Below are 25,624 nucleotides of genomic sequence, written 5' to 3'. Positions count from 1 at the left end.
GTGGACTTCCCACCCCTCAGAGCACAATCTACTACCCTTATTGTTAACTTGTTTTTATCACAAGGTTGATAAGTAATAAGGGGGATTTTATGTGGTTTTATATTATATAGCTTAATGATATTGTTATAAGTTTTGATAGAAATGATTAAACGTTCGGAGCAGCAAGTTATCAAAAAAATAAGTATTTGGTTGGCATATATTGCACTAACTCTATTCTTTGCGAATTGCAAAGCTCAACCTCAAACACCGCAGCAAATTGCTGGGGAATACAGCAAACTTGTTTATTTGGCATCGCAGGTTATTGAAGAGGTCAATGGGGCTGGACGTGTTGAACTTATTGAAAAAATAGAGAATTCAAACTTATTAGCGGACGATTCTATACTTGGTAAAATATTTCAAACGATAATTAGGGAAACTCTTGCTTCTCGGGGCCTGTTATCTTCAACTTTAACAATCAACCAATATAATTTATCTGAGCAAAACTGGGCTTATTTACAATCTATTGATACAGAGTTATACGCTGCGAATAGAAGTTTTTACATTTATATTCATGGTGTTAATGTCGAATCAACTCCTAATAAAAGAGTTGCCATCACTATCCCACAGTTACAAAACTTGAAACAGCAGATTATTGAACTTGGAGACAAGCATGCAATTGCAATTGTTAGTGCTCGTTTAGGAGAAGAAATAGAAGAAATTTCATTGCTCAAAGCGTTATCTGAATATGAATATGCTTTACCTTATTTGAGAAAATTTGACCCGTTGAGGCCTATGGAAACCCAAATGTCATCAATCCGTGTTCATCACTGGATTGCAGACATTTATAACGATTTGCAACTGCATATGGCTGCTTTAGAGCACGGTAATGTATTGTTATCATTATTAAGTGAAGAAGAAAAAAAACCTCTATACATCAATCCCAGTATTTATGCACTTAATAAACTGGGTCGGTTTGACGAGGCGCTTAAATTAAGTGACGAAGCAATTAGAAGAGCTGAACGCAATAAAAATGATATCGAACTGTTTATTTCTAAGATGTTGAAAATTTCTGTATTAACTCATCGAAATCAACAGCAGGATGGGGTAACTATTTTAAAGCTTTCTAAACAAATGGAACAACTCATTGGTAATCAACCAAATGAATCATTAGTTATGTATTTAAAGCTTGCTAGAGCTCTAGCATCGGCAATAGAGGAAAGCAAAGAAGTCGAATTTGAGCGTATAGTTAAAGACTATGCCGATCAGGCAAATTCTTTCATGAATAACAGTAATCACCCGGGGGATGTAAGTTTAACTATTTATCATAACTTAAGACGATTATATGAGTTAAATGGTAATTATGATAAAGCGTTTTACTTTGGTAAGTTATACCAATCTGCTAGGGTAAATTACAACTCAGAACATTTTGGGATAGGGAACATTACGCCGATTGATTCTTTAACTAGGGATATTGAAATAGCAAAGTTTAGAAATGAATTATCCATGCAGGAAAAGGCAGAACTAAAGAAGGAAAACCTTAACCTACAGCTCATCATTTTTATTCTATAATTTTCTTTGCTGGCGACAGCTACATTTATGTTTTGGCGTGATAAGAGGGCCTTAAAAAGAATAGCAGAAACAGATACATTGACTGGTGCAAAAACAAGAAGAGCAATGTACAAATTGGCCGAGAAGGCACTGCAAGTTAATAACTCGACCTGTTTCGTTCTAGTGGATCTGGATCATTTTAAGCAAATAAACGACTCCTATGGTCACCTAGCCGGTGACGAAGTTTTAAAAGGGTTTAGTAACGTAGTTTCAGAACGTATTAGAGAAACAGATTTATTTTGTCGTTATGGCGGTGAAGAGTTTTTATTAATATTAAACAACTTAGATAAAAAGACAGCGGTTACGCTCGTTGATGGCATTAGAGAAAAATTTGAAGGTATTAATAGCTGGAAAGAATTGGACTCTACGACAAATGTTAGCTTTTCAGCAGGTGTTGTCGAAATCAATCAGGTTTCTAATATAGACTGTATTATTAAACAATGTGACGGCTTACTATACAAAGCCAAGGCGAATGGACGAGCAAAGACAGAGTCATAAAAATAGATTGTATTGTTAATGGCGTTTAAATCGATCGTAATTAGCAATGCAAAATAGAATACGTTTAACTTTTTCAGTTGAAATCATCTGACGTAAGATATATCAACAGAGTTTTTGTTTCCAACTTTGATATATAAAATTAGAGCGATTTTTGCTCACTCAAATGCTCGCGTTATTTTTGTTTCTGACTTTGTTAAGCATCTACATCGGCTAATTAGCCGGCTTTTTTGTGACTGTAACTTGTTTGATTACTGTTCACTGATGCAATTTGTATTGCAATTGATTAGGATGGTTAAACACTCAGGCTAAGGATAATAACAATGAAAAAGCGCAGTGTTTTAACCTCAATAGGATTGTTCGTATTAGTGCTCAGCTCCGGCATTGCTTATGGGCAATCTTTTGATCTCATCATCAAAAACGCTATGTTGCTCGATGGTCTTGGTGGCAAAGCGGTTCACGCAGATGTTGGCATTGAAAGCGGCAAGATCACTAAAATTGGTGACATGACGGCTGAGAAAGCTCAACAAGTTATAGATGCCAAAGGCAAGATTGTTGCCCCTGGCTTTATTGATTTACATTCCCATGCTGAGCGCTCAATTGCAGAGCTGCCTCGGCTCGATAACTTAGTACAGCAGGGTATTACCACTATTTTGGGCGGTAACTGTGGTTTTTCTCCTGTCGACTTTAAGCAATTTTTTGCGCAAACCGAGCGTTCACCTCTAGGGCCTAACTTAGCCTTATTAATTGGCCATAATGATGTTCGTAAAGCTGTAATGGGTGAAGAGCAGCGGCTTGCCAGCGCTGATGAGCTAAAAGCAATGCAAGTGCTGGTAGATAAAGCGATGCAGCAGGGGGCGTTTGGTTTATCGACTGGGCTTAAATATGTTCCTGGTGTGTACTCAAACTTTGCTGAAGTAAAGGTGCTTGCCGAAACCGCTCATGCTCAGCATGGATTTTTTGCCTCTCATATGCGGGATGAAGGCGCAGAGATTGTCACGGCGATGAATGAAGTGCTCGATGTTGCAAAAGAGACCGGTATTCCTGTGCATATCTCTCATCATAAGCTGATTGGTCATCCAAATTGGGGTGAGAGTAAGCAAACTATTCAAATGATCCGTGATGCTCGCAAAGCGGGTTTAGATGTCACTCTCGATCAGTATCCTTACACGGCTTCTTCTACGCGGTTTGCTATTTTATTTCCGGCGTGGTCATTGGCTGGTGGCCAAGCTGAAGTTGAAAAGCGTCTACAAGATCCAGAACTAAGGCAAAAAATAAAACAAGGTTTGATCAAAAATATCCGTGAAGATAGAGGCGGTGGTGACCCCGCAAGGCTGCAAATAGCGCATTATGCGGCAAACCCTACATGGGATGGGCTAACCTTTGCTGAAGTATTAAAGCGTGAAGGGCGAGCGCAAAGTATTGATGAAGCCGCTGAACTTGCCATTGAAATTCAAGCAAATGGCGGTGCTCAGGGGATCTTCCACGCTATTAATGAAGATGATGTTAAGTACATTATGGCTTACCCAATTACCGCAATCGCCACCGATGCGGGTGGTTCAGAACTTGGTAAAGGCAACCCGCATCCAAGAGGATACGGCACCTTTCCTAGAGTACTAGGTCATTATGTGCGTGAACAAGGGGTAATTTCGTTACCTGATGCAATACGTAAAATGACCAGTTTACCTGCAGCAAGAATGGGCCTAACTGACCGAGGAGTGATAGCACAAGGCTATGCTGCTGACATTGTCATACTCGACCCTGAGACGGTTGCTGATAAATCAACGTTTAGCGCACCTCATCAGTACGCAGAAGGAATTCAATACGTCATTATTAATGGCCAAGTCATTAAATCACCGGATGGCATGACGGGTAAAAGTGCCGGGCAAATATTGCGTCATACGCTTTAGTAAAAGAATGACTTACATGTACTTTTTTACGAAAAAAGTACATAAGTTATCTTTGTTTGTACCTGCAATTCTGTTAGCTTAAAAAATTACCAATATTTCTTAAGGATAAGTCGTGCGACTATTTAAGTTACTCTTTATTAGTGGTTTTTTACTCTGTACTAGTCATGTAATGGCTGAACCAGCTGCAGATGATGCGGTTACAAATTACAGCCAACATACGCATACTATCGAATCAAGTAATCTTAGTGAGCAGCGCACAGTCGTTGTGCAATTACCAAAAAGCTACCAAACAGATCCAAACAAAAGATATCCCGTTATTTACCGTTTAGATGGGGTCGGTAATTTACCATTGATTAATGCTGTGCTTGAACGCTTACAACAAAATGATCAAGCGCCAGAGGTGATTGTAGTTGCGATTGAAAGCACCAATCGACTTAGAGATTTTTATCCCACAGTGAACAAAGAACCACAAGGGCCTGTTGGTGAAGGCGGTGGTGCAGCAAAGTTTTTAGCTTTCGTAGAGCAAGAACTGATGCCTTTGGTTAATAAACAGTATCGTACTCATGATTATAGAGTTATCGCAGGCGCCTCAGCTGCGGGTGTATTTGCTCTTTACGCAATGCAGGCTGACCCTGAGCTATTTCAAGCGCATATTGCTTATAGCCCTGCGGTATGGTGGAACTATGGCGCCCCGGCTAAGAGCCTAAAAACCTTTGTTACTAAAGCCAAAACTATTAACAGCTATGTATATATGAATATCGGCGAAGAAGCTGGCATTATGCGCGAAAGATACGATGATATGCAGCAAACAATGCAAAATAGTAAGGTGCAAAATCTGCGCTTTAAGAGCGATGCCTTTGTAGGCGTTTCGCATAACCTAACCTCAGCTGCTGGGGCATTTAATGCGTACCATGGCTTATTTTTATCTAAACATATGCCTCTGAGTGCATTGGGCGATGATGTTTCATCAATTGATGCCTATTATCAACGTTTATCTCAGCAATGGGGCGAGCAAATAGCGCCACCAGACCGTGCTGTTAGGATGCTGGGTTACAGCTTAACGGATAACCAGCAATTTGAGCGGGCTATTGAGGTGTTTAAGTACAATATCAAAAACTACCCTAAATCAGCGTATGCACTGTCAGCTTTGTCATATGGCTATGAAATGCAAGGTAATATTCGCCAAGCATTAGTTCAAATCGAGGCTGCAATAGCCGTTGCAGATGACTCTTATCCTTACCCTGATTACTTAAAAGAGACAAAAACGAGGTTGCAAGCACAGTTGAGCAAGAGTTAAAAATATGGCCAACTTAAATGTTGGCTTTAAAGCACTCATTTTAATATTGAGCAATTATCATAAACCAGTTTCTGTTATTTAAAAGGTATTTAAAATCACTAATCCCTACTTAACGGCCAATAAATACGCTAAAATCGCAGGCTATTTTAGTAATGAGCCTACACCTTTTATGACCTCAACCGTAAACTCTAGCAATTTCAACGAACTTGGCCTTATTCCAGAGCTACTTGCTCGATTGGCTGATCTTGAATATACCCAGCCTACACCTATTCAGGCAAAAGCAATTCCAAGCATTTTAGCGGGTAGTGACTTAATTGCAGGAGCAAATACAGGTTCAGGTAAAACAGCGACATTTGCTCTGCCTATGTTGCAAAAGTGCTTTTTAAATAAGGGACTTAAAAAAGCACAAGGCAAAGGTAACTTTGTATCAGGGCTTATTTTAGTGCCAACCCGAGAACTCGCGGTGCAAGTGGCCGATAGCGTTAAATCGTACTCTGCAAATTTTAATGGTGCGATTAAAACTGTCGCGGTATTCGGTGGTGTGTCGGTGAATGCGCAAATGCAAGCATTGCGAGGCGGTGCCGATATTATTGTGGCAACCCCTGGGCGTTTACTTGATTTAATTTCAAGCAATGCTATTAAGCTTGATAACGTAAACACCTTAGTGCTTGATGAAGCAGATCGCATGTTGAGTCTTGGTTTTACCGAAGAACTTGCTGAGCTATTAGCACTTATGCCCGCTAAAAAACAAACAATGCTGTTTTCAGCGACGTTCCCAGATCAAGTTAAGCTATTAACCCAAAAGCTGTTAAATGACCCTGTAGAAATACAAGTTCAAAGCAAACAGGAGAGCACTCTAGTACAGCGTGTCTTTACCGTAAATAAAGGTGAGAAGACCACTGTTTTAGCGCACTTAATAAAAAACCATAAATGGCGCCAAGTGTTGATTTTTGTGAATGCAAAGAAAGATTGTGGGCACTTGGCGAGTAAGCTTGAAAAGCGTGGTATTAATGCGCAGGTATTTCATGGTGATAAGGGCCAAAGTGAACGTACTCGCGTAATCGAAAAGTTTAAAAATGGCGAAATTGAGGTGTTAATTGCCACTGATATTGCTGCTCGTGGTTTAGATATTGCTAAATTGCCTGTAGTGATTAATTTCAATTTACCCCGTAGCCCTGCCGATTACATGCACCGTATTGGCCGAAGTGGTCGCGCCGGTGAAATTGGGTTAGCGTTATCACTGATTGATTACGAAGACTTTCATCATTTTAAAATTATCGAAAAGAAAAATAAATTTCGTTTAGAGCGCGAAGAAGTCCCTGGTTTTACCGTAAATCAAGCAAACCTCGATGCCGCACAAGCACTTAAAAACGACAAGCCCGTAGCGAAACCTGCGGGAACAGGTAAGAAAAAGAAAAAAAACAAAGCCAACCAAGAAGACGATGTTTGGAGTGGCTGGAAGAAACATTAAAAACCCTAAAAAACCCCGCATCTTTGCGGGGTTTTTACTTTTTAACAACCATTTAAGAATTAAAAGTCAGTCGGTGCTGGTGGCACGGTGAGAGGCTTTTTCGGATTGTCTTTTAGCTCTTTTAAAAGCTCTTCTACGGCACGTTCAATCGATGGATCTTTACCTTGGTAGATTAGCTCTGGGCGGTCAACTACCTTGATATCAGGGGTGACACCTTCGTTTTCGATGATCCAGTTGCCATCGTTATCTAAAATGCGGAATGTTGCCGCGATAACTTGGCCGCCGTCGACAAGACTTGGGTTACCCGAAATACCAATTAAACCACCCCAAGTACGGGTACCAATGAGCTTACCTAACCCAGCTTGACGGAAGTAGTAAGGAATAGCATCACCGCCTGAGCTTGAGTAACCATTGATCAGCATGGCTTTTGGACCATCATGAGCAAATTGTGGTGTTTTCGTTGGCTCAACGCCGCGGCGCTTCCAATAGTTAAGCGGTTTACGGGCAAGCCAAGTGATCATGTGTTCAGGAATAAAGCCGCCGCCATTGTAACGGTCATCAATAATCATGGCGTCTTTGGTGGTTTGCGGCATGTAGTTTTTGAACATGGCGCGGTTACCCTCAAACGCTGTATTTGGTAAGTGAACATATCCAATACGACCATTTGATAGCTTATCAACGTAGGCTGCACGAGAGTTAACCCAGTCTAAATAGCGCAAGCCTTGCTCGCTAGCTACAGGCTTAACGGTAACTTGCCATGCACCTTTGCTGCGCGGTTTACTGTTAAGGACTAGCTCAACTTGCTCACCTTGAGTGTTCTCTAGTAATTCGTAGAAGTTAGCTACGTCTTTTACTGAGCGGCCATTTACGGCAATGATGTAGTCGCCGTTATGTGCTTTTACCCCTGTTGTACCAAGTGGTGAGCGGAAGTCTTCATGCCAGTTTTCACCTTGGAAGATTTGCTCAATTTTTACGTATCCAGATGGATCGCTGGCAAGTTTTGCACCTAATAAACCATGCTTTTTACGCTCTGCTTTAGGCATATCACCCGACTGCACATAAATGTGGCCTGAGTTAATTTCACCTGCGATTTCACTGAGAATGTAATCTAAGTCACTACGGTGTGAGATAGCATCAGCCATAGGTTGATACTTGGCTAAAATTGCGTCCCAATCTTGGCCGTGATGGTTTTCATCGTAGAACCAATCACGCAATGTACGCCAGCCTTCAACATACATTTGTTGCCATTCAATCTGTGGCTCAATTTTTAAGGTCATCTTACTAAGATCTAGCTTATTTGCTGCTAGGTCTTGTTTTGCTTTTGGCTCAATTAAGCTGTAATCGTTACCCGCATGCACAAGCAGGTGTTCACCGTTGCTTGAAATAGTGTAGCTGCTTACCCCTTTAGCCACAGTTTCAAGCTCGCTGTCGTGAGCTGTGCCTATTAATTGTAGGCCGCCATTAGCCAGTGTTAGCACGCCATCTTTGACTGCCGTTAAACTGCGATAATCCCCTGCTGGTGCATTTAAAGCGGTTACACGTTGCATAAAGTCGCTGCTTTGCAGGGTATTTTTCGCTTTCTTGTCTTCATTTTTTTGTTTATCGCTGACGATCGCTGTTTCGTCACTTTGTAGCGCGATAAGCGGTTTGATACTGTCATTTACGGCAGCGGCATAAATACGCGTTGCACGATTAAACATGTAGTCAAACTCATAGCTGCTGAAGGCTAAGTTAAAGTCGCGCTCAGAGCTAAAGTAGAGGTATTGGCCATCAGGAGAGAAAGTTGGGTTTTGCTCATTGGTCATTTCATCCGTTAAGCGAGTCACTTTCTTTTTATCAATATTGTAGTGCCACAGTGAGGCATAGCGGTTTTCATTGTTTTTCACAAACACAATGTCTTCGCTATTTGGCGACCAAGTATATTGGCGAATGCCTTCTTCATCGTAGATGCTGGTATCAATTTTGTGTTGTTTACCCGATTTTGCGTCTATCCACCAGAGTGTGTGGTTCTTATCTGCAAATAACAGCTTTGAGCTATCTGGTGACCAAATTGGCGTAAAGCGCCAAATAGTTCCATTGCTGGTTAGCTGCTTGGTGGCATTATTTTTACTGCGATCTTTTAAGTAAATTTCGTATTCGCCACTTTCATCGCTCATATAAGCAATATAACGACCATTTGGCGACCAACTTGCGTCAATTTCGCGGCCTTTTGCTGTGTAAGATAAGTTACGCGTTGGGCCCTGTTTAACTGGTACGCTAAATAGCTCACCGCGGGCAGTAAAGAGCGCACGTTTACCGTCATGAGAAATCGACATTGAGTCGATAAAGTCGCTGACATTTTTTGTGTACGGCATGGCATATTGACGCACACCAGCAATGTTAATGCTCAGCTTAGTGCTTTTTTGAGTTTGTGGGTCAAAGCGATAAAGGTAGCCACCATTTTCATAGACAACGGCATTTGGGCCAGCTGATGGCCACAGTACGTCAAAGTTTTTATGGTTGGTTAGTTTTTTCGGCTCAGCGCCTTTTTGGTATTGATACAGGTTAAGGGTGTAATCACGATCAGATACAAAGTAAATGTTATCGCCAACCCAGGTTGGTTGCTGATCGGTAGCTCGGTTACTGGTTAGCTGCTCTGAGGTATTGCTTTTTAAATCGTAAACCCAGACATCTTGTGCACGACCGCCACGGGTGCGCTTCCATGTACGAAATTCACGATCAATTGGCGTGTAAACATATTTACTCCCATCTGGCGAAAGCATGCCACCGCCCGTTTCTGGAATAGCTAGAGGCTGTTCAAGGCCACCGTCAGCAGGCACCATGTATGGACGACCCATACGCTTACCCCACGGTGTGCGATTAGCACGAAATACCACATTTTTGCCATCTGGTGTCCAATCGAGAACACGATAATCAAAACCGCCGCGTGGTGGCATTGGGCCAACATCGTTGTAGTAAGTCAGTTGTTTTAAGCCTGAGCCATCGCTGTTAATGACATAAATTTGGCGGCTGCCATTGTACTCAGCCGCAAAGGCAATGCGTTTACCGTCAGGTGAAAACTTAGGGAAGGTTTCAAAGCCAATATGGTCAGTTAAGCGTTTGCTCTCGCCTGTTTGCGTATTAGCAATGTAAATATCGCCACCGTAAACAAAGGTAACATTTTGATTATGAATATCTGGAAAACGCAGTAAGCGCGTGTCTTTAGTTTCGTAAGCTGATGCCCAAGGTGCCAGTGTCGCAGCCATGGCCAGTGCCAACGTTGTTAGTTTTTTCATGGGATTACATCCTATTTTGGGAACTGTTACATCATAACTATTCAGTTTCAAATAGCGATGCTGATGCGATGAAAGTCTGTTACAAAATATGAATAAAAAAGGTTGGCAGTAAATGCCAACCTTTGCGAGCTATGTCATACCATAAAACATAACTTCTTAGTGGTCGTGATCGTCACTTTCTTCTGCGATACCTAACCAAGTGATGGCGCTTGGTGCAAAAGTCAGTTCAAGATCACCTTCAATTTCAAGGTCTTCGATATGTACTTTTAGTACGTGCTGAGCAATCGGGTCAGCAACGTAAGCAAACTCGCTATTTTGTGACACAGTCATGCTAAAGTTCATGCCTTCTGGCATCGCTGTTATGTCTTCTTCAGTAATATCTACTTTACCTGCAAGCTCCCAGTGCATGTGGCCGTCGTGCTCATGGGCTGCAAGCACGTTTAAAAAGCCTAAGCTATCAAGAACCAAAAAGTGCTCACCGCTTCCTGAGAATGAGTAAGAAACAGCGCTTGCGCCTTCATCAAGTTGCCACTCTAGGGCTTCCATTTCAGCTTCGCTCGGATTGATGCTCACAAAAACTGCGGCTCCGCCACCATGACCAGATGCAACACCAATAAAGCCGTTGCTTGATTCATGACCATATAAAGTACCGATTCTTAAATCGCCAACCGCTTCAATATTTGCGATTTTTTCTGCATGGTATTCATCGTCATGCTGGTGTGCTACCAGAACACCGTCGCCACAACCAAATGCTACATAATCATGGTTTTGCGCTGCACCGTGTAAATCAGGGCAGGTAACTTCAATTGTTTGTTCAAGCTCATATTCACCATCATGTAGATGGAAAACACCAATTTGATCCGGCAGGATTTTCGCATTAGAAGTGCTTTCGCTATCCGCACGACGCAATGTTGCAACGAGGTGCTCACCACGTGGCTCTGCAACACCATGCATATTGATTTCGTACTGAATACCAGTAAGTGTTGTTGTTTCGTTTGCAATGTCGTTATCGGTTAATACTTCTACTGAGGCAACGGTACCTGTATCGGCATTACCATCGTAAAACACGGCCATTTGGCCATCATGTTTAACGATGTGAGTAGGGCGACTGCCGGTTGTTAGCTCATAGTTACTAAATGCTGGGCCTTGTTTATAGTCATGTAAATGGTCGCCATGATTTTCGCGCCATAAACCGCTATCAATAAAGCCTAAGTAATCTTGGCTGCGGTTAGCAATAACGGCATAACGGTAGTTTGGTGAAACATTTAATGAGCTTGATTCATGAGTAAGCGTAAACGATTCTAGTAGTGAGTCGTCATCTAAATCAAAAATATTCGCTTCGTTGCTATTTGCTGCTAAAACCGCTAAACGGCCCATTGAGTCAATGGTATAGCCATCGTCATGATCGTGATCATGGCCATCACCACTGTCGTCAGGAACCTCGATAGGGTCTTTCTCAACAATATTTGTTTCTGCGTCACCACATGCGGTGATCAGGGTGCTACTAATTGCCAGTGCCAATAGTTTTAATCTAAATAAGTGTGTCATGTAGGTTTCCTTTATTTGTAATTTTGTTTTAGAAGTAGCCGCGAACACCAAGCGCAAAACTGCGCCCAGGACGTGGTGCAATATTTTTTAAGAATGAGCTATGAACGCGAGCTTCTGTGTCCGTTAAGTTTGTGCCTTTTAAATACAGCGATAGGTCTTGGTTCAGTACCGATAAGTCATAAGAGATGCTGGCATCAACGAGGGTGTAGCCGTCAGTTGTGGTTTCTTCATGCGCTATGCGGTCTTGTTCTTGGTAGCGTGTAACGTGAATATTTGCCGTTAGATTCTCTGTTTGATAGCTAAACTCGGTACCAAAACGCAGTGGTGGAGTACGCGGTAAATCTCCACCGTCTTTTAGACGAGCACGTACATAATCTGAGAATAAATCGACTTTTAATTCGTCGGTTAGCTGCCAAGCAACTTGCGCTTCAAAACCATGTAAAACAACATCGTCTGTTTTAAATAAATAAACGGGTAGTTCAGATGAATGATCGTGCTCATCTTCGTGGTTATGTTCGTCACCATGGTCGTGGTCATGACCGCTTTCAGCGTAAAAACCTGTGTTGATCTGGTAATAATAGTTATCTACTTGGTTGTAAAATGCATTGAAGATAAAACCAACATCACCCTCGGTTTTACGAAATGTAAGGTCGATATTATTTGCAGTTTCTAAATCAATAGCTTCTTGTGAAAGCTCAAAATGACCGTCATGAGTATCGAAAAGCGCACCGACTTCATAGGTTGCTGTGCCTATGTGTGGGCCGAAAGATAACAGCTCAGAAGCAGACGGAGCTCGCTCAGAACGCGATACCGATAAACCAAGGTTATAACCCGCAGTAAAATCCCATACCACCCCTGTTGATAAACTCACCGGTGTGAACTCTTGGGCAACATCAAATACACGTGTGTAGTTTGATTCTTCGTGTTCATGTTCGTGGTCATGGTTGTGCTCATCGCCTTCTTCATCATGAGCATGGGCGTCAATTTCTGGTAACAGCACATTGCTAGCATCAATAGTGACTCGCTCAACACGGCCACCTAATTGCACTAAAAAATCACCAAAATGCTTTTCTTCCATAATTGCAAAGGCAATACTTTCAGTAACAGAAGGGGGGGTGAAGGCTTCAGAGCCTTGTGCTTCAACATCACTTTTTTTGTAATGAAAGCTAACGCCACCATTCCACTCATCAAATTGGCTATGCAGAATGTCAACGCGAAGCTCATTGGTTTCGTTTTTGAAGGTTGTGCCTACTGAACCGTGTTCGATTTCAGCGTGTTCGTAGTCTGTGTGGCCAGCACGTAAGTTAATTTTGCTTAGCCATTCACTGTCGATATTGTATTCACCAAGTAGCTGGATTTTGGTTTGCTCGAGGTCTGCAAAAACGGCTTCTTCTTCGCTGTGCACCTCTTCGTGGTCATGTTCTTCATGCTCTTCTTCACCATGTGTATGGCCAGGAATACCGTATTGGCGGTTAAACTGCTCAACCGCAACGCCAACGTAACCTTGCTCAAATAAGTAGCTAGTGCCTACAGTAAAGCCATCTGAGTCTTCATTACTGTTTTCTACTACGTACTTTGAGCTGCGCTCGGTGTCGTCAATATCGGCAGCTACAGGTACTTCGTAATCGTCTGATTCACGCCAGAATGCATCAGCATAAAAGGCAAACGACTCTGTTCCTGTAGTAGCATTAAACGAAGCAATTTTTTGCTCATCTACAGAGTTATGTTCTAGGTTCCACTCGCCACGTGTAGTGCTGTCAGTTGGCACTCGGCTATCAACCACGTTGACGACACCACCAATTGCGCCGCTGCCATAAAAAAGAGTTGCTGGGCCACGTAAAACTTCAATTTGCTGCGCCGTTGATGCTTCAGATGCAACTGAGTGATCAGGACCAACACGTGACACATCACTCACATCTAGGCCATTTTGCGTTATTAAAACACGTGGGCCGCTTAAACCACGGATCACAGGGGTACTGGCAACCTTGGCATGGAAGTTTGTGTTAACGCCGGGTAGTTTTTCAAGGCTATCACCAAGCGTTGATGCTTGTTGGCGTCTTAATTGCTCGCCAGATAACACACTAACTGGTGAAGCAGATTCCATTGCCGACATATGAATCGGTGTTGCTTCAATATCAATAACTTCAATGGGTGAACGTTTTAGATTAAAAGTTGTAGTGTGGTCTTGGTCATTGGCAAGTGTGATATCTCGGTGCAAGTGAGCATAACCTGGCGCTGAAATATGTAGCTCTTTTAAGCCGTTATTTAAGCCGCTGATTTCAAACTCACCTTTGTCGTTAGTTGTTACTTTTTGATCAGACCCTTCAAGGTCAACTGTGGCATTAGCCACCGCTTTACCTTGGTTATTTAAAACAACGCCTTTGATTGATTGTGCCAAAACACTGGCTGGTAATAACGCTGCTATGACGACAGCGACTCTTGAGATGTTATTCATTATGCATCACTCTTTGGTATGTTATAATGTATCAATCGTGCTTTAATTGTTATAATGTATCAAGTATGAATCGACGAATGAGTTTTATTCTTTTTTGTAACAGTATGCTTAAAGAGAGGTAAATGGAGTGATTGTGGTTATGAAAGCAGCAAAATTGGTAGTGATATGCTTGATGGTTGGATGTATTTTTTCAGCTCAAGGGCATCAACACCATCATCATTCACATGGTGAGGGAGTGCTTTTTGTGGTTCATGACCAAGGTAAGTGGCAAGTTAAGTTAATTTTGCCGGCTGGAGATATTTTTGGCTTTGAGCATCAGCCTGAAACCGCTGAGCAAAAGCAAATTATCAAACAAACATTAGCCCAGTTAGCAAATTCAGAGCAGTTAGTGACATTTAACGGCGAATGTAAGCTTATTCATGCAAATTTTGAAAACCCATTTGAGCATCATTCTCATCATTCACATCAAGACCTTGAAGTTGAATACTCGTTTAGTTGTGATAAACCGGTCTCTAAAGTCACTGTTACTTTGTTTGCATGGGCTGAAGCGATATCTGTTATTGAAGCGCAGTGGATTACAGAGCAAGCGCAAGGGATAGCCGAGCTTACAGCAACAAAACCTTATATTGAGTGGCCGCTATGAATAAACAGCGATTAACCAGCACACTTAATAAAGCAAAGCAGGTTTGCCTTGAACATGGCAGAAAATTCACCATTCAGCGCAAGCAAATACTGCAAATATTACTAACCACAGACGTACCGCTATCGGCCTACGAGTTGGCCAGTTGTTATAAGCTGCGCACAAGCTCGAGTGTATCTGTCATGTCTGTTTATCGAATCTTGAGCTTTTTAGAATCGGTAAACCTTGTTCGCAGACTTAATAGTGCTAACAAATATATCGCTTACGGTACCGACAGTGAGGTTTTTAAGCGTGAGATTTCTTTGTTTTTGATTTGCCGTCATTGCCAAAAAGTAGAGACTTTAGCGGTTTCACAGAGTGATGTTGCAAAGCTTTTCCCTCATTTTGATGATGCAGGTTTTACCTCACAAACAAAGCAATTTGAAATGATGGGTGTATGCAATGAGTGCCAAGCAAAAATTGCTTGATGCGTTTTTAATAATTCATGTGTTCAATTTTATAGGAATTATTCAGTGAAATTACAAGAAAAGATGGACAAATTTGCCATAGGGTTATCAGCTATGTGTGCTATTCACTGCTTAGCTGTGCCTGTGTTATTGGTTTTATTACCAAGTGCTGCAGCATTGGGTTTAGGTAACGAACAGTTTCATTTTTGGATGTTGGTTGCGGTACTGCCAAGTAGCTTATTAGCACTGTTTTTAGGCTGTAAAAAACATAAGCGTTACCGATTATTGATGCTAGGCGGTGCAGGGCTGGTGTTGTTGTCTGCGGCAGTGCTGCTTGGCGAAAATATTATTGGTGAGGCGGGAGAAAAAATACTTACTTTATTGGGCTCGCTATTTGTCGTCATTGGGCATTGGTTTAACTTTCGCTTGTGCGGAAAAAAACGAGGGAATGAGTGCCTTAGTTCGTAGAGATATAAACTTGTTGGCCAAGCATTGATTGGCCAACAAGCTCATTCAGTAATAACTGAATTACTTGTAGAAGACTTCTACAGAGCCTTTTACTTTTAATAGTAAAGGTTGGCCACGGCGATCAAGCGCTTTTGGAGAAGCGACTTTGATCCAGCCTTCGCTGATATTATATTCTTCAACGTCAAAACGCTCTTTGCCGTTAAGTTTTACACCAATTTCATGTTCGAAAACTTCTTCCACATAAAATTTACTACGTGGGTTGATAGAAAGTTGGTTTGGTAATTCTGGTTTTTGTGTATCAGTCATAGTTGCGATCTGCATTGAATAAATTGTGCGCCATTGTAGGCAATAGCTGGCATTGGCTCAAGTATCTGCATGGCAAATTTATTGTTTACTCGCAGGCTTGTTCTGAATGTTCGACGCACATGGCAACGGCTTCACTCTTTTTGTCGAAGTCGTGTGTTAAGCAGTAGTCAAAACGCATGGTTAACTCAATCACTTGTTCGCCCTTACGCTCTGGCCAATGCCAGTCTCTCACTATTTGTCTTGCTGCCTTTCTAACATCTTTACTAAAGCGCTTAGGTGCTGAATTTTCTATATTTAGATTTTTCACATCGCCTTGTGGTGTTACCTGAAAGTTGACAATTGCGCAGCCACTGCCTTGTCGATTCAACAGCCCTGTCGGGTATTGTACATGAGACATTGGTGGGAGTCGTTGCCAGCTAGGCTTATCCGTAGTGGTATCGAGTACCTGGGCTTGAATATCAACAAATGGAAATTTACGTGATAAGTCAGGATTTGCGAATGAGCTGATTGATGCGCATGTAAGCGTTAATGCTAAAAGTGATTTATACATAGTTTTCCTTAACTTGTTTTTTTTTTGGTCATTTATTAATACTAATGATGAACTTGTATTATGTAAACAATAAAAAGATAGTAAAAATTCGGTACTAAATGATTTGTTATACTATATCAGCTTGGTTATTTATGTTATTTTATAACAAAACGTTTTCCCTTAATCTCTACAATTAGACCTTATGAAGTACTCAACTCTTAGTTTAGCCTTAGCTGCGGCATTTGCAGCAAATACACATGCAGCTGATAACAGCGATATGGAAACGATCACTATCGAGCATAAACAAGCGTTTCGTGGTGATATTCCAACAAAAGATTTACCGCAATCGATCACCACATTAAGTAAAGACATGATGACTGATAACGGTATCACTAAGTTTCGCGATGCACTCGATTTTTCTGCCAGTATTAGTCGTAAAAATAATGGCGGTGCGTTATGGGACAGCTACTCTATTCGTGGCTTGTCGGGTAACGAAAATATGCCATCTGGCTATTTAGTTAACGGCTTTAGTGGTGGTCGCGGTTTTGCAGGTCCGCGTGATGTATCAAACATTGAATATATTGAAGTGTTAAAAGGGCCTGGCTCAGCACTCTATGGTCGCTCAGAGCCGGGTGGTACAATTAACATCATCACTAAAAAACCGCAGTTTTATCAGCAAGGCCAACTTCAAGCCGAATTTGGCAGTGATGACCACAAGCGTATTCAAGGTGATTACACCAATGATCTGACCGATGATTTAGCATTTAGAATCAACGGTGCATGGCAAGATAGCGACAGTTTTAGAGACTATGTACATCACGACAAATTCGTCATTACGCCTTCTCTTTATTACCAGGTTAACGACAAGTCATCGCTTACTTATGAATTTGAATATGTTGACCAACAGCAAATGTATGATCGCGGTATTGTGGTACTTAATGATGATTTTGATACCGTTCCTGAGTCACGCTTTTTAGGTAACCCAAATGATGCGCCAACTAAAGTTCACTCTAGAGGCCATCAGATTAATTATAATTATGATTTTAATAGTCAGTGGTCATTACTAGCAGGGGCTAACTATCGTTCAGCAACCCTGACAGGAGAATCATCTGATGCTGAACTATCGCCATCTCGCCAATCTTTGTTTGATGATGGTAGAACGTTAACTCGTCAACATCGTTACCGTGATTATGAGTCTGAAGATACCTCTGTACGCTTTGAATTAAGTGGTCATTTTGATTTTGCAGGTATTACGAACCATGTACTCGTTGGTGCTGATGCGTATGATTATGAATTACGCACGGGGTTATATCGCTATCGTGGTGGTAATGGTACCTACACTATTGATATCTATGAGCCAGATTACAGCACTGGCAAAGGCCCTGAAATGGGCATGCAATACGAGAATAAAGAAGAGCAAAATGCTTATGGTATCTATTTGCAAGACCAGCTTGATTTAACCGATAACCTAAAAGTGATGCTAGGTCTGCGTTTTGATGAAATTGAGCAAGACATCTTTGAAACTAAGTCAGGTGTTGCTTCTAACAGTAAAGAAAATCGCATTAGCCCACGTTTGGGTGTGGTTTACGCTCTTAATGACGATATTAACTTTTACTCAAGCTACTCAGAAGGCTTTTTACCACTTAGCGGCACCGACGCAGAAGGTAAGCCATTCGGTTTTGAAGAAAGCGACTCGTTTGAAGTCGGTGTTAAATTTAGCTATGCCAATATCAGCGGCACGCTTGCTTACTTTGATGCAAGCAAGAGCAATATGCTGGTGGCAGACCCAGTCAATGTGGGTTATTCAACGCCAGTAGGTAAAGCAAATAGTACAGGTTTTGAGTTAGATTTAACGGGTTCATTGGGTGACAATACCGAGTACAACCTGTCTTATGCCTATGTAGATGCCGAGACAGCAACAGACAGTTTAAATGTTGACTGGTTAGTACCAATTCCGAAAGGCAGCCCACTTGTTAACGTACCAAAAAATAACCTTTCAATTGGTTTAAACCATGACTTAAGTGTATTTGCACAAGAAATAAAGATTGGTGGTCATTACCAATATGTGTCTGACCGTTTAGGCGACCCTGCTGATTTGACTTTTCGTCTGCCGAGCTATCAAACCGTTGGTTTATTTGCTAAATGGCGAGCGACTGAACGTACAACGGTATCATTAAATGTTGATAATGTGTTTGATGAAGAGTACATCGCAAGCTCATACAATGCATTGTGGGCCTACCCGGGCGCTCCTACGCAATTTAAACTTGGCGTGAGTTATGACTTCTGAGCACGTTAAAAGCCGTATTCACAGTATCGACATCATACGTGGTGTCGTTATTTTGCTGATGTTACTTGATCATGTGCGAGAGCGCTTTTTCTTGCACATGCAGGTGGCTGACCCTATGGTGATTGATACGACATCGCCGGGGCTTTTTTGGAGTCGCTTTGCTGCACACTTTTGTGCGCCGACCTTTATCTTTTTAACCGGTTTATCGGCGTGGCTTTATAGTCACCCAGCAAGTGGTGTAGCGCGCTCTGCACGAAGTTTTTTAATAAAGCGAGGGCTATTTTTAATCGCGCTAGAAGTAACCCTCATTTGTTTTTCGTGGATGGGTTACTACCACACCATTTGGCTACAAGTGATGTGGGCGATTGGCCTTTGTATGCTGGTGTTAGCATTATTGATTAAGCTGCCACGTAATCTATTGCTGGTACTTGGCTTAGTTATTGTATTTGGTCATAACTTACTGACCCCAATTAGCTTTACTCCTGATGAGTTTGGATATTCGCTATGGACGATTTTGCATGACCGAGGCTATCTATCTCAAGGTGGTTTAATCGACGTAAAAATTAGCTACCCAGTGCTGCCTTGGATTGGCGTTATTTTATTGGGTTACTGTGCAGGTCCTTTATATGCGCACACTCAAACGGCGGATTCGCGTAAACGAGCATTGCTGCTATTAGCGGTGTTATGTGTGGGATTATTTGCTGTGCTGCGTGGTTTTAATATTTATGGTGAAACCCTGCCTTGGCAAATATTTAGCACCACAACAGAAACTATGATGTCGGTGTTTAACGTGACTAAGTACCCTCCATCACTAAGCTTCTTGCTTATCACTTTAGCAGGCATGTTTGTTGGTTTATGGTTCTTTGAAAGGCCGCTTAATCGCTTTACCAATGCACTACGTGTATATGGATCTGTGCCTATGTTCTTTTATATTTTACACCTCTATGTGCTTTTAATTATGTATCAAATTGGTATGTTGATATGGGGTGCAAATCAAGGACAGTATTTGGGAGTAAGTGATATATCCGGTATTTGGTTTATTACTTTACTGTTGGCAATAGGGCTTTATTGGCCAACCAAGAAGTTTAGTGAATATAAACGTAAGGCTAATAAGCCTTGGTTAAAGTATTTATAACTAACAATAAATAGACAGCTAGCTCTCCTAGTACGGGGGCTGGCGCTTTATTAAGTTGCTATTTGGGTGAGTTTTTGCGATATTAATTATATTATAATATTAACAGGAAGCTAATTAGATGACTCTGCCTAGTTCTCAATCTGCAAATGCTATTCGCATACTTGCTGTCGATGCCGTTCAACAAGCTAACTCTGGCCACCCAGGTGCGCCTATGGGTATGGCTGATATTGCAGCTGTATTGTGGCAAAACTTTCACCGTCATAATCCACTAAATCCAGACTGGTCTAACCGTGACCGCTTTGTGTTATCAAATGGCCATGGTTCAATGCTTCAATATGCATTGTTACACCTAAGCGGTTACGACGTAAGCATCGAAGATATTAAGCAATTCCGTCAGCTTCATTCTAAAACACCGGGTCACCCAGAATATGGTTACACTCCGGGTGTTGAAACAACGACAGGTCCATTAGGTTCAGGTATTGCTAACGCGGTTGGTATGGCCATCGCTGAAAAAACCTTAGCAGCGCAATTTAATAAGCCACAGTTTGATATTGTTGATCACTTCACTTACTGCTTTATGGGTGATGGTTGTTTAATGGAAGGTATCTCGCACGAAGCATGTTCGCTGGCAGGTACATTAGGTCTTGGCAAGCTAATCGCATTCTGGGATGACAATGGCATCTCTATCGATGGTGAAGTAGAAGGTTGGTTCACTGACGATACACCTGCACGTTTTGAATCTTACGGTTGGCAAGTTATTCGTGATGTTGATGGCCACGATATGCATGCGATTGCGGGTGCAATCGAAGCGGCACAAAGCAACACCACGCAACCAACACTAATCTGTTGTAAAACAGTGATAGGTTTTGGCTCGCCAAATAAATCAGGTAGCCACGACTGTCACGGCGCACCACTTGGTCACGACGAAATTGCCGCAGTACGTGAACAGCTAAACTGGCCACACCCAGCATTTGAAGTTCCACAAGAGGTTTATAACGAGTGGAATAATCAAGCGAAAGGACAAGAGCTTGAAGGTGCATGGCAGCAAAAGTTTGCAGCTTATAGCAAAGCACATCCTGAACTTGCAAAAGAATATACTCGTCGTGTCTTGGAAAAAGCATTACCAGCTAACTTTGCTGAATTAGCTGATGAGTACATTGCTAAATGCCAAGCTGACATGCAAAACATTGCGACACGTAAAGCATCACAAAATGCGATCACTTTCTTTGCTAACCAGCTTCCTGAACTAATGGGTGGCTCTGCTGACCTTGCAGGTTCTAACTTGACCTTATGGCCAGAAGCAAAAGGCTTACAAGATGCAGCTGATGGTAACTACGTATTCTATGGCGTACGTGAGTTTGGTATGAGCGCAATCATGAATGGTATTGCATTACATGGTGGCTTTATCCCATTTGGCGCAACCTTCTTAATGTTTATGGAATACGCACGAAATGCAGTACGCATGGCAGCATTAATGAAAGCACAGAGCATTTTTGTGTATACCCATGACTCAATCGGTCAAGGTGAAGATGGTCCAACTCACCAACCAATCGAGCAAATTGCTAACCTTCGCATGACACCAAATATGACTGCATGGCGTCCATGTGATGAAACTGAAACAGCGGTAGCTTGGCGCCAAGCGTTATTAAAAGAAACCGGTCCAAGTTCACTGATCTTCAGCCGTCAGGGTACAAAAGCAATGGCTCGTGATGCACAGCAAGTTGCTGACATTGCAAAAGGGGGTTATGTACTTGTTGATAGCGAACAAGCTGCAGAGCTTATTCTTATTGCAACGGGTTCTGAGGTTGAACTAGCTGTGAATGCCGCTGCTGAATTAACAGCACAAGGCAAGCAAGTTCGCGTGGTATCTATGCCATCAACGAATCAGTTTGACAGCCAAGACAAAGCATACCGTCAAAGCGTGCTACCAACTGGTACACCAAAGATTGCTGTTGAAGCTGCGCACCGTGACTTCTGGTTTAAGTATGTTGGCCAAGATGGTGATGTACTAGGCATGGATACATTTGGTGAGTCAGCGCCTGGCGCAGTATTGCTTGAGCACTTTGGTTTCACAGTGGCAAACCTAGTTGCAAAAGCAAACGCATTACTTGCTGAATAATGGGGCTTGCGAAAAATTATCGTAATCGCAACACGATAAGCCTGCATTTGTAATGATGTGCAGGTAATAAAAAAGCCCGCAAACCTAGGTTTGCGGGCTTTTTTCTATTCAAATCGTCTGTTTAAACTAATTCGCTTAAGATTGACTCTAGTTTCTCTTGGTCAATTGCGAACTGACGAATACCTTGGCTTAGTTTTTCAGTTGCCATGGCATCTTCATTCATTTCCCAGCGGAAAGCCTGCTCAGTCATTGCTGCTGGCGCTTCTGTTTTTTCTGTTGCTGGTAATAGTTTTTGAGTTAATGGTGCGTCAGTTGCAGCTAGTTCAGCAAGTAGCTTAGGGCTGATAGTTAAACGGTCACAACCTGCTAATTGTTGGATTTCACCGATGTTACGGAAGCTCGCGCCCATAACAATCGTGTCGTAGCCGTGCTTTTTGAAGTAGTTGTAGATATGCGTTACTGACTTAACGCCCGGATCGTTAGCACCGTCGAAATCAGCGCTTGCATCTTGTGCTTTGTACCAATCAAGAATACGGCCAACGAATGGTGAAATTAGGTAAGCGCCCACCTCGGCACAAGCACGTGCTTGAGCAAATGCAAATACCAGCGTTAGGTTACAACGAATACCTTTTGCTTCAAGTACTTTAGCCGCTTGAATACCTTCCCATGTTGAAGCAATTTTAATTAACACGCGCGATGTGTCGATGCCTTGCTCTTTATATAGAGCAACAAGCTCAAGTGCTTTATCAATGGTTGCCTGAGTATCAAATGATAAACGCGCATCAACTTCTGTTGAAACTAAACCTGGCACTTGCTCCATTAATTTAGAGCCAATTAATACCGCTAGTTTGTCAGCTGCTTTTGTTACAACTTCAGCTGCGTCACTGCTTTGTGCTTTTGCCCATGATACGGCTTCTGCAGCAAGTGGGCGATATTTCTCAATTTGAATCGCGTTTAAGATTAGTGATGGGTTTGTTGTAGCATCTTGCGGTTTATATTCGTTGATTGCTTCAAAATCACCCGTGTCAGCAACAACGGTTGTCACTGCTTTAAGTTGTTCTAATTGACTAGACATAGTTATCCCATTCTTATCATACAAAAGTTAATGTAGTGGCTTTAACCTATTATTTGTGCTGAAAAAACAATCTAATCTACCAGAGAAACTGCGCAATAAATCGCCCGCCAGCAGCAAATAATCCTGTTAATAATATTTTTATAATACCTTTACAATCTGGTATTGTTGATATTATCATACAAATAAAGATAATGACTAACAATGTTAGTAAGCAATTAGTGAAAGGTAATTATGTCTCGTTATACGTTGGGATTAGACTACGGGTCGGACTCGGTAAGAGCATTACTCGTTGATGTTGCGACTGGTGAAGAACTTGCCAGCCATTTAGTAAACTACCCGCGCTGGGCACAAGGTTTATATTGTGACCCAAGTAAAGATCAGTTTCGTCAGCATCCACAAGACTATATCGATAGCCTTGTAGAAGTAGTAAATGGTCTTTGGTCACAAGTTCCAGCAGGTACTGCAGACAAAGTAGTGGGTATGAGCTTTGATACGACTGGCTCAACACCTGTAGCAATTAATAGCCAAGGTACACCACTGGCATTAACTGAAGAATTTGCAGAAAACCCAAATGCAATGTTCATTTTGTGGAAAGACCATACGTCTATTAAAGAAGCAAATGAAATCACTGAAGCTGCAACTAACAACGATGTGAACTACCTTTCACACATGGGCGGTATCTACTCTTCTGAGTGGTACTGGGCCAAAGCATTACATATTTTCCGCATTGATAGCAGTGTTAAAGCAGCCACTTATTCATGGGTTGAACACTGCGATTGGATGACCGCGCTAATGTGCGGCACAACACACCCTGAAGCATTAAAGCTAGGGCGTTGCGCTACCGGCCACAAACAAATGTGGAACGAGCAGTGGGGCGGTTTCCCACCAAACAGTTTCTTCAGCAATATCGATCCACTATTAGATGGTGTTGTTGATACTTTAAATACAACGACAGAGCCAAGCGACCAAGTTGCTGGCAACTTAACTGCTGAGTGGGCCGAGAAGCTTGGTTTACCACAAGGTATCGTTGTTGGTTACGGTGCATTTGATTGTCACATGGGGGCAGTAGCAGCCAATGTTCGCCCTGGTGTGCTAACCAAAGTAATGGGTACCTCAACGTGTGACATCACAGTAACGTCTCAAGAGCAGCTAGGTGATACTTGCGTTAAGGGTATTTGTGGTCAAGTTGATGGCTCGGTGATCCCAGGGTTAATTGGCTTAGAAGCTGGTCAATCTGCATTTGGTGATTTATACGCATGGTTCAAGAACTTAGTACTTTGGCCAACTCGCCAACTTACAAATCTATCTGACGCTGAGCAAGCGTTAGTTAACAAGCTAGAAGACTCAATCTTAGTTGATTTATCAAAAGCGGCGGCAGCACTGCCTGTATCAAGCAGCGACGTAACTGCGCTTGATTGGGTAAATGGTCGTCGTACGCCAGATGCTGACCAAAGCGTTGCCATGGCATTAACAGGCTTAAAAATGGGCACTGATGCACCTAAGTTCTTCAAAGCGCTTGTTGAAGCAACAGCCTTTGGCGCACGTGCTATCACTGAGCGCTTTCGTAGCGAGGGCGTGCCAATCGAGTCAGTAGTTGTTATCGGCGGTATTTCTAAAAAATCAGACTACGTAATGCAAACCTGTGCTGATGTTTGGAACTGCCCAATTGACGTTTTAGAAAGTGAGCAAAGTTGTGCATTAGGTGCGGCAATTATGGCTGCGGTTGCTGCGGGTGAGCACGCAACAGTGGCAGATGCTCAAAAAGTGATGGCGTCGTCAGTATGTCATCAGTACTTACCAAACCCTGAGCGCGTTGCTGTGTATGACGAGCTTTATGCTAGCTACCAAGCACTTGCAAGCTATGTAAACGGAGACAAGGCATGAGTTTTACTGAACTAAAACGTGAAGTCTATGAAGCGAACATGGAGCTGCAACGTCGTGGCTTAGTAATTTATACCTTTGGTAACGTATCGCAAATCGACCGCGACAAAGGCGTGATTGCGATTAAACCAAGTGGTGTTTCGTACGACCAAATGAAAGCCGACGACATGGTGATCGTCGACCTTGAAAACAACATTGTTGAAGGGTCTATGCGTCCATCTTCTGACACCAAAACACATGTTCATTTATATCGCCACTTTGATTCAATTGGCGGTGTAACACACACCCATTCGACCTATGCAACTGCATGGGCGCAAGCAAAACAAAGCATTCCTTGCCTTGGCACAACTCACGCTGACTATGTACACGGTGACATCACCTGTACTCGTGAGCTAACCGATGAGCAAGTGAATGGCGATTATGAATTAGAAACCGGTATTCAAATTACTGATGCGTATCAAGACCGCGATCCGAAAGCTGCACCTATGGTGATTGTTGCGGGTCATGCGCCTTTTACGTGGGGTAAAGATGCCGCTCAGTCTGTATACCATGCCGCGCTACTCGAAGAGATTGCACGCATGGCGTATTTAACACGCACTTTAGATCCACACGCAGCTGAACTTAAAAAAGCAGTGATGGATAAACATTATCTACGTAAGCACGGTAAAAACGCGTATTACGGTCAGAGCAAATAGCAAGA

General features: G+C 42.3%; 19 protein-coding genes. 13 read left to right on the top strand and 6 right to left on the bottom strand.

The annotated features are described in order from the left end of the window. Window positions 1–141: 141 nt before the first annotated feature. The 5 genes from J8Z25_RS16910 (at window position 142) to J8Z25_RS16890 (ending at window position 6,760) form a co-directional block, all read left to right on the top strand. Window positions 142–1,548: a hypothetical protein gene (locus J8Z25_RS16910; protein ID WP_250661471.1), complete on the top strand. Its 1,407-nt coding sequence runs from the start codon at window positions 142–144 to the stop codon at window positions 1,546–1,548. 27 nt (window positions 1,549–1,575) lie between these two features. Beyond that, window positions 1,576–2,085 (top strand): GGDEF domain-containing protein, encoded by a 510-nt coding sequence (locus J8Z25_RS16905; protein WP_250661470.1) that lies wholly within the window; start codon window positions 1,576–1,578, stop codon window positions 2,083–2,085. A gap of 320 nt (window positions 2,086–2,405) precedes the next feature. Then, window positions 2,406–3,992 carry an N-acyl-D-amino-acid deacylase family protein gene (locus tag J8Z25_RS16900; protein ID WP_250661469.1) on the top strand — a complete coding sequence of 529 codons (1,587 nt, stop codon included), beginning with the start codon at window positions 2,406–2,408 and terminating at the stop codon, window positions 3,990–3,992. Window positions 3,993–4,161: 169 nt separating this feature from the next. Next, the gene (locus J8Z25_RS16895; RefSeq protein WP_250662050.1) at window positions 4,162–5,289 is read left to right on the top strand and encodes an alpha/beta hydrolase; all 1,128 of its coding nucleotides are present in this window, start codon (window positions 4,162–4,164) and stop codon (window positions 5,287–5,289) included. 169 nt (window positions 5,290–5,458) lie between these two features. Next, window positions 5,459–6,760, top strand: a complete 1,302-nt coding sequence (locus tag J8Z25_RS16890; RefSeq protein ID WP_250661468.1) for a DEAD/DEAH box helicase — start codon at window positions 5,459–5,461, stop codon at window positions 6,758–6,760. Window positions 6,761–6,819: 59 nt separating this feature from the next. Here J8Z25_RS16890 and J8Z25_RS16885 read toward each other — a convergent pair whose 3' ends face one another. From J8Z25_RS16885 to J8Z25_RS16875, 3 genes are all read right to left on the bottom strand, one after another. Further along, a complete protein-coding gene (locus J8Z25_RS16885; RefSeq protein WP_250661467.1) occupies window positions 6,820–10,035 on the bottom strand; it encodes a S41 family peptidase in 3,216 nt (1,071 codons plus the stop codon). 156 nt (window positions 10,036–10,191) lie between these two features. Then, window positions 10,192–11,583: a 5-methyltetrahydrofolate--homocysteine methyltransferase gene (locus J8Z25_RS16880; RefSeq protein ID WP_250661466.1), complete on the bottom strand. Its 1,392-nt coding sequence runs from the start codon at window positions 11,581–11,583 to the stop codon at window positions 10,192–10,194. A gap of 28 nt (window positions 11,584–11,611) precedes the next feature. Further along, window positions 11,612–14,038 (bottom strand): TonB-dependent receptor, encoded by a 2,427-nt coding sequence (locus J8Z25_RS16875; RefSeq protein WP_250661465.1) that lies wholly within the window; start codon window positions 14,036–14,038, stop codon window positions 11,612–11,614. 139 nt (window positions 14,039–14,177) lie between these two features. Here J8Z25_RS16875 and J8Z25_RS16870 point away from each other — a divergent pair, with 139 nt between their 5' ends. From J8Z25_RS16870 to J8Z25_RS16860, 3 genes are read left to right on the top strand one after another with little or no spacing between them, the layout of a single operon-like run. Further along, a complete protein-coding gene (locus J8Z25_RS16870) occupies window positions 14,178–14,681 on the top strand; it encodes a ZrgA family zinc uptake protein (RefSeq protein WP_130050162.1) in 504 nt (167 codons plus the stop codon). Continuing rightward, window positions 14,678–15,145 (top strand): Fur family transcriptional regulator, encoded by a 468-nt coding sequence (locus J8Z25_RS16865; protein ID WP_130050163.1) that lies wholly within the window; start codon window positions 14,678–14,680, stop codon window positions 15,143–15,145. Before J8Z25_RS16870 ends, J8Z25_RS16865 begins: the two co-directional genes overlap by 4 nt. A 45-nt stretch (window positions 15,146–15,190) precedes the next feature. Next, the gene (locus tag J8Z25_RS16860; protein ID WP_130050164.1) at window positions 15,191–15,592 is read left to right on the top strand and encodes a MerC domain-containing protein; all 402 of its coding nucleotides are present in this window, start codon (window positions 15,191–15,193) and stop codon (window positions 15,590–15,592) included. A gap of 60 nt (window positions 15,593–15,652) precedes the next feature. Here J8Z25_RS16860 and J8Z25_RS16855 read toward each other — a convergent pair whose 3' ends face one another. Then, window positions 15,653–15,898, bottom strand: a complete 246-nt coding sequence (locus tag J8Z25_RS16855) for a DUF3297 family protein (protein WP_175580416.1) — start codon at window positions 15,896–15,898, stop codon at window positions 15,653–15,655. 85 nt (window positions 15,899–15,983) lie between these two features. Further along, on the bottom strand, window positions 15,984–16,448 hold the full coding sequence (locus J8Z25_RS16850) for an energy transducer TonB family protein (protein WP_130050166.1): 465 nt from the start codon (window positions 16,446–16,448) through the stop codon (window positions 15,984–15,986). Window positions 16,449–16,629: 181 nt separating this feature from the next. Here J8Z25_RS16850 and J8Z25_RS16845 point away from each other — a divergent pair, with 181 nt between their 5' ends. The 3 genes from J8Z25_RS16845 (at window position 16,630) to tkt (ending at window position 21,968) form a co-directional block, all read left to right on the top strand. Further along, on the top strand, window positions 16,630–18,714 hold the full coding sequence (locus J8Z25_RS16845) for a TonB-dependent siderophore receptor (protein WP_250661464.1): 2,085 nt from the start codon (window positions 16,630–16,632) through the stop codon (window positions 18,712–18,714). Further along, the gene (locus J8Z25_RS16840) at window positions 18,704–19,849 is read left to right on the top strand and encodes an acetyltransferase domain-containing protein (RefSeq protein ID WP_250661463.1); all 1,146 of its coding nucleotides are present in this window, start codon (window positions 18,704–18,706) and stop codon (window positions 19,847–19,849) included. Before J8Z25_RS16845 ends, J8Z25_RS16840 begins: the two co-directional genes overlap by 11 nt. 118 nt (window positions 19,850–19,967) lie before the next feature. Continuing rightward, window positions 19,968–21,968, top strand: coding sequence for a transketolase (gene tkt, locus J8Z25_RS16835; RefSeq protein ID WP_178926412.1), 2,001 nt, complete (start codon window positions 19,968–19,970; stop codon window positions 21,966–21,968). Between the two features lie 121 nt (window positions 21,969–22,089). Here the strand turns inward: tkt and tal are convergent, their stop codons facing one another. Beyond that, window positions 22,090–23,043 (bottom strand): transaldolase, encoded by a 954-nt coding sequence (gene tal / locus J8Z25_RS16830; RefSeq protein ID WP_250661462.1) that lies wholly within the window; start codon window positions 23,041–23,043, stop codon window positions 22,090–22,092. Between the two features lie 231 nt (window positions 23,044–23,274). Between tal and J8Z25_RS16825 the strand changes: the two genes are divergently transcribed. Both J8Z25_RS16825 and J8Z25_RS16820 read left to right on the top strand, forming a co-directional pair. Further along, window positions 23,275–24,927 (top strand): ribulokinase, encoded by a 1,653-nt coding sequence (locus J8Z25_RS16825; protein ID WP_250661461.1) that lies wholly within the window; start codon window positions 23,275–23,277, stop codon window positions 24,925–24,927. Further along, window positions 24,924–25,619, top strand: a complete 696-nt coding sequence (locus J8Z25_RS16820) for an L-ribulose-5-phosphate 4-epimerase (RefSeq protein ID WP_063528078.1) — start codon at window positions 24,924–24,926, stop codon at window positions 25,617–25,619. The genes J8Z25_RS16825 and J8Z25_RS16820 overlap by 4 nt, the downstream gene beginning before the upstream one ends. The last annotated feature ends 5 nt before the right edge of the window (window positions 25,620–25,624 follow it).

This window comes from Pseudoalteromonas sp. SCSIO 43101, assembly GCF_023650775.1.
GTDB lineage: Bacteria > Pseudomonadota > Gammaproteobacteria > Enterobacterales > Alteromonadaceae > Pseudoalteromonas > Pseudoalteromonas apostichopi.
The sequence above is the reverse complement of the archived record's forward strand: the minus strand, read 5'-3'. Positions and strand labels throughout refer to the sequence as shown.